Genomic DNA, 10,779 nt, shown 5'->3' on the forward strand with positions numbered 1-10,779 from the left:
AAAAAAGGCGGTAATAGACTAGACTTTTACATTCATTTGAAAAGTAAGTGGAACTTTTCAATATGTGATATGTTATATAGAGCAAAATATCTTGGATTAATAACAAATACACAATATCAAAATACTATTAAAATAATGAACAAAAAAGGTATATTGAAAAAAGAACCTTATGATGAATTATTAGGTATATATGAACCTACTTTATTAATTGATTCCATAAATTTAATACTTACTCATATTATGTCTGCTAAAGATTTAATGCAAGAATTTTCAAACAATAATATGTCAATGAATTCAAGAGAAATTGAAAAATTATTAAATTTAAAAGAAGGTACATTATCAATAAATAAAGAAGTTGAAAAAATTATAGATGAAAATAATATAAATAAAAATTAAATTATTTAATGTTGGGTAATCAGCCCCAAATAGATTGTGCTAGCCTTAAAGTTATGAAAGACTAGCACAAAAAAGTTATAAGGATTTATATTTGATTATAAATAGATTTCAGAGTTTCTGCCGATTTTATTAAAGCTGATTTTTCTTCATTGTTTAAAGAAAGTTCTATAATGCTTTTTACACCCTCTCGGCAAACAATAGAAGGCATACCCAAACAAATATCTTTAATACCATATTCCCCATTCAAAAAATGTGATACAGGCAATATTGAATTCTCATCTTTCACTATAGCTTGAACTATACGCTTTACAGCCATTGCTACACCGTAATATGTTGACCCTTTTCTTTCTATTATATGATAAGCACTGTCTCTAACTTCTTTATATATAGCTTTTAAATCCATTTTTTTATTCATAATTTCACAGTAATCTTCTATATTAATTCCTGCAATATCAGCATTACTCCATACAGCAAGCTCACTATCTCCATGTTCTCCTATAATAAATGCATGTATATTTCTGCTATCTAATTCTAATTTTTTACTAAGTAAATATCTTAAACGCGAAGTATCTAAAACTGTACCGCTACCTATTACTCTTTCTACAGGAAATTGACTTAATTTTAAAGTCAGCATTGTGAGAATATCTACAGGATTGCTAACTATCAATAATATACATTCTTTATTATGCTCTATTATGCTTGGAATAATCTTTTTAAAAATAGCTGCATTTTTATTTATTAAATCTATTCTTGTTTCACCTTGAAGTTGTGATACACCTGCTGTTACTATAACAATATAAGCATCATGTAAATCCTTATAATCTCCTGCATAAATATCAACAGGGCTTGCAAATTGTATACCATGAGCTATATCCATGGCTTCTCCTTCAGCCTTTTTTTTATCTATGTCTATTATAACTATTTCATTAAAAAAACCGCTTTGAACTAAAGTAAATGCTGTTGTAGCTCCTACTCCTCCGCTTCCTATTATTGCACATTTTTGTATATTCATATTATTTTATCCTTTAAATTGTTAATACTATCTAATAATTATATATTTTATAAAAAAAATAGCAATACGATTCATTTTTCTTATTTTTATATAAAAAGTTAAAAAAAATATTGAAAATAAATAGATTGATGTTATAATATGGAAGAAATCAGGATAATGAGGTTTTTATGTATAATAATAGATCAAAAAATAATAACTATAATAATAATTATCATAGAGATAGTTATACAGTTTATATTAAACTTACTGAGGAAGAAAATAATTTGTTAAGAAAATGTGCAAGAGAAAAAGATGTAAATATTGGTTTATATGCTAAAGATATAATATTTAATCATATAAGAGCGGAGATTAATAAAAATAATCAGTGATAATATAAATTTTAGATAAATAATTAACTTATTACATTTTGTTAGTTATCTTAAAGCAGATAACGGTTCTTATATATGTGCGGAAGCTAAAAGTGATATTTATAAAGTCTTCAATTAATACTTACTATAATTTTTTATTAAAATCTTCCGCATTTTTTCTTCTATTTAAAAATAATATCTTTTTATAAAATCGTATCCATCTATATTAAATAATACTTCTATTATAAATTTTGATATTCATTGAAAATCTTAATAATTACAAAATAATCGATTTTATATATTGAGTATTTTGTACATGAAATTAATTAATTTTGAAATTTTGTAATAATAAATGGTCTGCTATAAAATAATAGCTATCATTTTTTATTTATATCAAAATTCCATGATTTTTTATATTATTGTCTATATCATTCCATATAGAATTTAAATAATTTTCTACATCTTCATATAATTTTTGTACCACGTCTTTATCTATATCATTATTTTTATTATCTTTTTTTAATATATATATTTGATCTATATGAGTAGATATAATCATATCTATATCTTTATTAACTTCATATGTTCCTGTAACAATATAAAATTTGCAATATGGATTACCGTTTTTTATTTTTTCTGCTGTAGCCACACTACTTTCTAACATAGTTTTATCAATATACGTTTTGCACTCTATTGCAATTATAGGAATATTTATTGTTTTTTCTTTGTTACAATTACCAATTCTTAATTTTACTTCTTTGTATATAGCAAAATCCATATCTTTTATATTATATTTAAATACTCCATGATTTTTGAAATCATTAAAATTATTAGCTGAATAATACATATTTAAATATGTCTTTATACTACCAACTTTAATAATATCATCTTCAAATTTTTTAAATATTCTATAAATACTTTCTTCAATTATACTTGATTCAAATTTTGATTGTGATGTAAATATCTTCTTATTATTATTTTTTATAAAATTATTATATTTATTCCAATTTTCAGTAATTTTTAATATATCTTCTGTTGTATTCAAAGCCTCATGATAGATTTTATATTTATTTATACAATTTATCAAAAATGAAACCTTTTTTTCTGTAATATCTTTTTTTTTCAATTTATTTTTTATATTTTCAAAATGCTTGTAATTTTTATTGAGTTTGAGACTTGTCAAAAAATTTAACGCTTCTTCTTTAGTTTTCATATTTTATATAAGTATTATAAATATCGTTTTAAATCATTTTCTAATAATTTGATTGCTTTTTCTAATACATTTTTTTCTAATGGTTTAAAATGTTTATGAATTGGGTTCTTTATATCTCTTTCCCCTTTTAAAAATGTATATATATTTAATTCTACATCTTCAAAATAGCTCATTATGGAATGAGTAGATTTAGAACCATAAACAATATCAGGTAATTGTGAATAATCTCCCCTAATTGACTTTCTAATTGAAATAAATAACAAGAGATATTTGGATAAAGAGTTTTTAATAAATGAAAATCAATTAATATACGTTTAATCATCGCATTTTCTGTGTATGCTTTACATTCTATTCCCATAACAAAAGTATTATCTATAAATACATGTTTGTCAACACTTAATCCATAATAATAATAATCTTTATTTTTTAATATATAATCTCTAACTTCTTTATTTTTTATAGATTTTATATAATTTTCCTTTATTGGAAGTTTTATTTTTTGGGAATTAATTTCTAATCTATTCATATTACCTTTTAAATTATTCCAAGCTATTCTTATTATTTCTTCAGTGATATGTTCTTGTAATTTTCCTTTAACTGATCTTATTACTCCGCCATAAGCTCTATCTTCATCTTCTGCTGCATTTTTATCAACTACTTTTACAACGCTATTATAATCATTAATAAGTTCTTCTATAGATGCCATATTATATTCCTAATTATTAAATAAATTGTTTGCTTCTTTTAACCTATCATTAGCTATTTTACAATATTCTTCTGATATATCAATACCCATAAATCTTCTATTTAGCTCTTTTGCTATTTTTGTAGTAGTGCCAGCACCATTAAATGGATCTAATACAATATCATTTTGATATGAAAAAAGTTTTAATGCTCTTCTAACTAATTCTTCTGGGAACATAGCATCATGATTATATTTTTTCATATTTCTTTCAGGTGCTATTGACCATTTTGAATATACCCATTTTTTAAATTCATCTGCTACTATATCTATATTATTTTTATTTCCTTCTTTTTTTAAAGAATTTTTGCAAAATATCTCAATAAATTCCCAAGAATATTTTAAATATGGAGATGAAGGACTATTCCAACTTCCCCAAGTACAATATTTACAATTATAATTATTTTTTTCCCATATAATTTCCCCTTTCCATATTAGACCTTGATTTATAAAGAAATTACTTATTAAATGATGTGTAGGTATATAATCTGAAAACATAGGTTGTACATTTATAATAATTCTTCCGCTATCTTTTAATATTCTTATGCATTCTTTAAATATACAAAATAGTTTATCAAAATAATCTTCCCATATATTTACATCGTTTGTATTTTCGTAACTAATACCAAAATTATATGGTGGAGAAGTTAATACTATATCTATAGAATTATTAGGGAGTTTTTGTAGAAATTCTAATGAATCAGAACAATGTATCTTATTAATGAATGATTCATCTATTTCATTATTTTCTTTTTGAAAATCTTTTTTATAATATTCATAAGCTAATCTTTTTTTCTTATTTTCTTCTTTATCTTTTACTTTTTTATCTTTGTTAAAGCTTTTAAAAACTATTTTGCCATTAGTACTTGAAAATGAACGAATTTTATATAATTCTTCTATTATTTTTCTTATTAATTTATTATTAATTATAGTTTCAAGATATTTTAAATCTACAATATCAAAATTTAAAATAATGCTATTATTATTTAATATTGTTTCTATTCCTGCCGTTTTTAATGATTCTATTCCTGTATTAATATCTGATTCATTATAAATATTTTCTATTTCTATAGTTCTAAATTCTTTCATATTATTACCTAAAATATATATTTTATATTATACTATAATATTTATATTAAACAATATGTTATTATTTGTTAATATTATAATTTTATGATATTGTTGTGATTTTTCTACTTATACTTAGTTGCAAAATGTACGGTTTGGGTGTATTGTAAGTAAAAATATAATTTGGGGGATTTTATTTTATGGATAAGCACAGCACAGCACAGCACAGCACAGCACAGCACTTTAAACTATTCTAGTAATTATGTAAACTCCGATCTCAAAAATCAATCATACGAAAAACTACATTCTTTAATTGAAAAATTCAAATCAAATTATTCTCAGTACACAAATAAAAATTATAATGAAACGGAGACTAGAAGGGATTTTTTGGATCCGTTTTTTGAGGCGTTCGGTTGGGATGTTGCCAATAAACGATCTTTGAGTCAAACATACAGGGAGGTTATACATGAAGATAAGTTAAAAGTTGGGAAGGAGACAAAGGCACCTGATTATGCATTTCGTATTGGGGGAAATAGGGTTTTCTTTGTGGAGGCGAAAAAGCCCGGAGTTAATCTTAAAGAGGACAGTTTGCCTGCTTTTCAGCTTAGGAGGTATGGATGGAGTGCTAAACTTGGTATAAGTTTTCTTACTGATTTTGAGGAGCTTGCCGTTTATGACTGCACTAGAAAGCCTAATGTTAATGACAAGGCTTCTACTGCTAGGATTGAGTATATTCATTTTGAAGATTATTTAAAAAGATTTGATTTTCTTTATGAGATGCTCAATAAAGAGAGAATTGAACAGGGTTCTTTGGAAAAATATATTGCAGGTACTTCAAACAAAAAAGGTACTGAAAGTGTTGATATTGATTTTTTAAGCACGCTTGACAATTTGCGTACCAAACTTGCTTCTAATATATCTAAATTAAATAAACATTTATCTGTACGCGATTTGAATTATGCGGTTCAGCAGATTATTGATAGGATTATATTTTTGAGAGCGGCTGAAGACAGAGGCATTGAGGAGTATGGGGATTTAAAAAGGACTTTCGAGAATAAGGGGGATAATTTTTATAGGAATCTTTTAAAAATTTTTGAACATGCTGACGGCAGGTATAATTCTGGGCTGTTTGATTTTTCTAAAGACAGTATAAGCAGCAGTATTGAGATTGACAATAAGGTGATAAAGGAACTTATTAATGAGCTTTATTATCCTTTGAGTCCTTATGAATTTTCTGTTATATCGGTTGAGATAATAGGGAATGCATACGAGCAGTTTCTTGGAAAAACTATCACTATAGGTAAGAACCATAGTGCGAAGATAGAATTAAAGCAAGAGGTGCGTAAGGCAGGAGGGGTTTATTATACACCTGAGTATATAGTTGATTATATAGTGGCGAATACGGTTGGGGAGGCTATAAAGGGGAAGAAGCCTGAGGAGATAGCGAATATAAAAATATTGGATCCAGCTTGCGGCAGCGGAAGTTTTTTACTTGGGGCGTATAAATATTTACTTAATTATCATATTGAATATTACAACAAGATAAAGGACAGGGCGAAGTTTAAGGGTTCAAAAGAAGATGTAATAAAAGAGAATGGGGATTTAACTATTTGGATAAAGAAGCAGATATTACGCAACAATATATTTGGAGTGGACATAGACAGCAATGCGGTAGAGGTAACGAAATTATCGCTACTAATGAAATGTTTGGAGGGGGAGAGTACAGCGTCAATACAGAACAATCAGGATTTATTTAATGAGCGTGCTTTACCGTCATTGGAGGATAATATAAAATCTGGAAATTCCCTAATAAACAGCAATTTTAATAGTGAGGGAGAGCGTTTATTTTCATCCGATGAAGATACACAATATAAAATAAAATGCTTTAATTGGGAGAAAGAATTTTCAAGTGTGATTAAAAAAGGAGGATTTGATATAATTATTGGTAATCCGCCTTATGTAAAAGAATATACCGACAGAGAAAGTTTTGAGAATGTGAAGAAAGGCAATTTATCTAAATATTATCAAGGTAAAATGGATTTATGGTATTTCTTTGTTTGTTTTGGTTTGGATATTTTAAAAGAAAATGGAAAACTAGGATTTATTGCTCCTAATAATTGGATTACAAATGCAGGGGCGTCTATATTAAGAAATAAAGTTTTAACAGATTCAAAAATTTTAAAATATATAGACTTTGGAGATTTTAGAGTTTTTCTTGAAGCTGGTATACAAACAATGGTATTTATATTGAATAAAGAAAAAATTGATGAAGATTATGAAATTGATTATTATAAAATTTTGAATAAAAATATTGATATTTTTGAGATAGAAAATTTTTTATTTGAAAATGAAAAATCAAATGATATAAGTCATATAAAAACCATAATATCAAAAGATAGAATGTTAAATAATTTAATAACATTTATTGATAGCAGTAAAGATACAGTATTATCAAAGATAAAAGAAGTTGGAAATTATTTTTTAACATCTGAAAATACAGCTCAAGGCATAGTATATCCGCAAGATTATTTGAATGAAAAAAATAGATCTATATTAGGAGGAGATTTTAAAGTTGGAGATGGAATTTTTGTTTTAACAGATGAAGAAAAAAATGCATTAAATTTATCTAAGGAAGAATTAAAATTAATAAAACCTGCATACACTACAGAACAAATAAAAAGATATTATGCCGATAGTAATAATAAAGAATGGGTAATATATACAGATTCAACTTTCAAAGATATAAATAAAATAAAAAAATATCCTAATATAAAGAAACATCTTGATAAATTTAAAAGTGTTATTACTTCAGACAATGCCCCTTATGGTTTGCATAGAGCTAGAAAAGAGAATTTTTTTATAGGTGAAAAAATAATATCTGTTAGAAAATGCGTTGACAAACCTATTTTTAGTTATGTTGATTTTGATTCTTATGTTTCTGCTACATTTTATGTTATAAAGCCAGAGGATATTGACTTGAAATATTTGATAGGTATTTTGAATTCAAAATTAATAGCTTTTTGGTTAAGGAACAAAGGAAAAATGCAGGGTTCTAATTATCAAATTGACAAAGAACCTATTTTAAATATTCCTATTTGCAATACTGACAACGAAAATTTAAAAAATAAGTTAATTAATTTTGTTAACGAAATGATAGAATGTAATCAAAGGCTTATAAACGAAACAAATCCTGACAGTATCAACCGCATTAAAAATGATATTGCAGATATTGATTCTTTTATTGATAAAACTGTTTATTCTATTTATAATATATCGGAGGAAGAAAGAAATATTATAGAAAGTGAATAAAATGAACTATAAGAGGTTTTGTATTATTATAAAATGGGATATATTGTCCTTACGGAGTTTTTTATGATAAATTTTACAAGAAGAGTAAGAAGTGAGTTATGGGTATATGTTAATGTAGATAATATAGTGACCTCCTATAAGTTTAAAGAATTATTATCATTTAATTTAGCTTTGGACGATAATCATTGGTGTAAGACAAAAAATAATAATTATTTATTAAGCTTAAATGATATATTATTAGAGCAAAAAGTTCAAAATCTTTTAGATTATATAAATGAATTTATTTGGTTGAATTTAAATAATCATATAAAAAATTATTTTAATGATAATAATATATTGGATTATTGTGTTGCAACAGATTTTAATTTTGACTTTGATAATAAAATTAGAACAAGTGTAGGAGAAGCTGAATTTTCATTAAAATATAGAAGAAGTGAAATAACTGATGAAGAAGCAGAGTATTATGGAAATGTTTTAGTAGAAAAAATAAAAAAGTGTTATGATATTTTACCAATAAATAAAAAAGATACTTATTTTACAACAATACCAATTGATATTGATGAAAATGAAAATAATAAACTTTCATATAAATTGGTTAAAAGGCTGTCATATATATTGAATAATAATTTATTTATTTTGAAATGTCATAAACCATCATTTAAAGATAAAACTTTAAATGAAAAAATTAGTATTTGGAATGAAATATATTCCGATACTAATGGGTTTGAGTTTATTGAAAAAGTTGATATAACAGATAAAGATGTTATAATTATTGATGACTTATATCAGTCTGGTGTTTCTATGTGGAGTTATGCAAAATTTCTAAAATCATTAGGGGCAAAACAAGTCATTGGAATATCAGCTGTAAAATCTTTAAGGGATAGTGATAATACAAATGTATAATGTAGATTTTCTACAGTATGCACTGGCTAAAGGTGTAGGTGAAGCTGCAATTAAAAAAGCTTTAAATTTTTTGAAGCTTAATAAAAATGCATCTTGGAAAGATATTATTACTGATAAATCTATTTTAAAATTAAAAGATGATATTTATACTAATATTTATAAAACTGAAAATGAAGCAAAAATATTAGCAGAACAATTATATAATAACAATATATATATGATACTAGAAAATGATTTAATGTATCCTGAAAGATTAAAAAATACATTGGGTAATAATACGCCGCCAGTAATATTTGTTCAAGGAAATTTAGCTCTTTTAAATAAAAATAGTATAGGATTTTGTGGTTCTAGAAAAGTATCTGATAAAGGAAAACAAATAGCCTATGAATGTGCTAAGGAATTAGTAAATAATGATATAACTGTAGTTAGCGGATATGCTTCAGGTACGGATTTAACCGCTCATATGTCTGCTCTTTCAAATAATGGTAATACTATTTTTGTTATACCAGAGGGGATATTAAAAAAGCGTATTAAAGGTGAAGTAAAAAATTATCTTAATAATACAAATCATGTTTTTATATCCCAATTTATGCCAAATTTGACTTGGAATGCTATGAATGCTATGAGAAGAAATAAGGTAATAATAGGTTTATCAATAGCTATGATATTAATAGAATCAAGAAGAGATGGCGGTACTTTTGAAGCGGGAAAAGAAACATTAAAATTAGGTCATAAGTTATTTGTAGTTGATTTTTTTCATCCTCCAGAAACAGCTGAAGCTAATAAATTTTTTATTAGTCAAGGTGGTATTCCTATAAAAAAAAATAGAGATGGGCATCCAAGTATGAAGTCTGTATTTAATTCAATTAATAATGATATGTCTTTATTAAATAAAACAATATCTGAACCTGAATTTGATTTTACTTATTAGCAAATGTTATTATATTTATAATTTTTTGTTTAATATTGGGTAATCAGCCGCACGTACATTGTACTATCCGTAAGGGGTTGCGATACCGTGCGGAATGCCCGTATGGCGAATACTGCGTTAGCTAGGCTAGTAGTGAGGAAACTAGGAAAGCAGTTGATTTTATATTAAATAGCTTTATAATTAAATTATGGATAAAAAAGAAATTATTAATAAACTTACAAATAATAATAAAAATATTAAATATTCTTATTTTTGTAATATTGTAGAATCTTTTGGTTTTGTGTGTAAAAGACAACGAGGAAGCCATAGAATATATTCAAGAATTGGTATTTCTGAGTTAATTAATATTCAAAATGTTAATGGAGAGGTAAAGCCTTATCAAGTTAAACAATTTTTATATCTAGTTAAGAAATATAATTTGGAGGAATGATATGAAATATAGTATTAAAATTTTTTATAGTGAAGAAGATGAAGGTTATATAGCTTTATCAGAAGAGTTAGATAATATAAGTGCTTTTGGAGCAACAGAAGAGGAGGCTTTAAAAGAAATAAAAAATGTTATATCGCTATATTTTGAGAAAAAAAATCTATCTTTGAAAAAATCATAAAGTATTTTATTATTTATTATATTGGGTAATCAGCCACATAGCCTCACTACATACGACTTCGTCAGGTACTTCCTTTGGTCGCTTACATTGTACTTTCTCTAAGGGTGAGCGTTACCGTGCAGGAAGCCACCGACCGTAGGGAGTGCGTTAGCTCGGCGAGTAGTTAAAAATATTTTTAAAGGGGGCGGTTTCGATGTGGTGATAGGTAATCCATTTTAAAGTAAGGATAAAGATAATAAAAAAGAGTAGT

General features: G+C 25.5%; 10 protein-coding genes and 1 pseudogene. 7 read left to right on the forward strand and 4 right to left on the reverse strand.

Annotation, left to right across the window (positions count from 1 at the left end; all coding sequences use genetic code 11):
- Positions 1–396 (forward strand): annotated as a pseudogene (locus Q1J76_RS00750) (transcriptional regulator); the annotation flags it as partial.
- An 85-nt stretch (positions 397–481) separates the two neighbouring features.
- On the opposite strand, the gene Q1J76_RS00755 reads toward Q1J76_RS00750, so the two are convergent.
- Positions 482–1,408: an L-lactate dehydrogenase gene (locus Q1J76_RS00755; protein WP_300365393.1), complete on the reverse strand. Its 927-nt coding sequence runs from the start codon at positions 1,406–1,408 to the stop codon at positions 482–484.
- A gap of 167 nt (positions 1,409–1,575) precedes the next feature.
- Between Q1J76_RS00755 and Q1J76_RS00760 the strand changes: the two genes are divergently transcribed.
- A complete protein-coding gene (locus Q1J76_RS00760; RefSeq protein ID WP_300365396.1) occupies positions 1,576–1,776 on the forward strand; it encodes a hypothetical protein in 201 nt (66 codons plus the stop codon).
- Between the two features lie 367 nt (positions 1,777–2,143).
- On the opposite strand, the gene Q1J76_RS00765 is transcribed toward Q1J76_RS00760, so the two are convergent.
- From Q1J76_RS00765 to Q1J76_RS00775, 3 genes are all read right to left on the reverse strand, one after another.
- A complete protein-coding gene (locus tag Q1J76_RS00765; protein WP_300365399.1) occupies positions 2,144–2,842 on the reverse strand; it encodes a Bpu10I family restriction endonuclease in 699 nt (232 codons plus the stop codon).
- Between the two features lie 298 nt (positions 2,843–3,140).
- Positions 3,141–3,674, reverse strand: a complete 534-nt coding sequence (locus Q1J76_RS00770) for a hypothetical protein (protein WP_300365402.1) — start codon at positions 3,672–3,674, stop codon at positions 3,141–3,143.
- Positions 3,675–3,683: 9 nt separating this feature from the next.
- Positions 3,684–4,799, reverse strand: a complete 1,116-nt coding sequence (locus Q1J76_RS00775; protein ID WP_300365405.1) for a DNA-methyltransferase — start codon at positions 4,797–4,799, stop codon at positions 3,684–3,686.
- 291 nt (positions 4,800–5,090) lie between these two features.
- Between Q1J76_RS00775 and Q1J76_RS00780 the strand changes: the two genes are divergently transcribed.
- The 5 genes from Q1J76_RS00780 to Q1J76_RS00800 all read left to right on the forward strand — a co-directional run bounded on the left by Q1J76_RS00780 (position 5,091) and on the right by Q1J76_RS00800 (position 10,529).
- Entirely contained in the window at positions 5,091–8,087 is a 2,997-nt protein-coding gene (locus Q1J76_RS00780; protein ID WP_498034116.1) for an Eco57I restriction-modification methylase domain-containing protein, read from the forward strand.
- Between the two features lie 63 nt (positions 8,088–8,150).
- Entirely contained in the window at positions 8,151–8,990 is an 840-nt protein-coding gene (locus Q1J76_RS00785) for a hypothetical protein (RefSeq protein ID WP_300365410.1), read from the forward strand.
- Positions 8,983–9,921 carry a DNA-processing protein DprA gene (locus Q1J76_RS00790; protein WP_300365412.1) on the forward strand — a complete coding sequence of 313 codons (939 nt, stop codon included), beginning with the start codon at positions 8,983–8,985 and terminating at the stop codon, positions 9,919–9,921. The genes Q1J76_RS00785 and Q1J76_RS00790 overlap by 8 nt, the downstream gene beginning before the upstream one ends.
- 187 nt (positions 9,922–10,108) lie before the next feature.
- On the forward strand, positions 10,109–10,351 hold the full coding sequence (locus Q1J76_RS00795) for a type II toxin-antitoxin system HicA family toxin (protein WP_300365415.1): 243 nt from the start codon (positions 10,109–10,111) through the stop codon (positions 10,349–10,351).
- Between the two features lies 1 nt (position 10,352).
- Entirely contained in the window at positions 10,353–10,529 is a 177-nt protein-coding gene (locus Q1J76_RS00800; RefSeq protein ID WP_300365418.1) for a type II toxin-antitoxin system HicB family antitoxin, read from the forward strand.
- Positions 10,530–10,779: the final 250 nt, after the last annotated feature.

Origin of the sequence: Brachyspira sp., from assembly GCF_029258575.1 — a bacterium.
In the GTDB taxonomy this organism is placed as follows: domain Bacteria; phylum Spirochaetota; class Brachyspiria; order Brachyspirales; family Brachyspiraceae; genus Brachyspira.

What these genes read in the sequence shown, in the direction of transcription:
- Q1J76_RS00770 (WP_300365402.1), bottom strand. Translation starts at nt 3,674, where the DNA reads ATGGCATCTATAGAAGAACTTATTAATGATTATAATAGCGTTGTAAAA.
- Q1J76_RS00775 (WP_300365405.1), bottom strand. Translation starts at nt 4,799, where the DNA reads ATGAAAGAATTTAGAACTATAGAAATAGAAAATATTTATAATGAATCA.
- Q1J76_RS00785 (WP_300365410.1), top strand. Translation starts at nt 8,151, where the DNA reads ATGATAAATTTTACAAGAAGAGTAAGAAGTGAGTTATGGGTATATGTT.
- Q1J76_RS00795 (WP_300365415.1), top strand. Translation starts at nt 10,109, where the DNA reads ATGGATAAAAAAGAAATTATTAATAAACTTACAAATAATAATAAAAAT.
- Q1J76_RS00800 (WP_300365418.1), top strand. Translation starts at nt 10,353, where the DNA reads ATGAAATATAGTATTAAAATTTTTTATAGTGAAGAAGATGAAGGTTAT.
- Q1J76_RS00755 (WP_300365393.1), bottom strand. Translation starts at nt 1,408, where the DNA reads ATGAATATACAAAAATGTGCAATAATAGGAAGCGGAGGAGTAGGAGCT.
- Q1J76_RS00790 (WP_300365412.1), top strand. Translation starts at nt 8,983, where the DNA reads ATGTATAATGTAGATTTTCTACAGTATGCACTGGCTAAAGGTGTAGGT.
- Q1J76_RS00760 (WP_300365396.1), top strand. Translation starts at nt 1,576, where the DNA reads ATGTATAATAATAGATCAAAAAATAATAACTATAATAATAATTATCAT.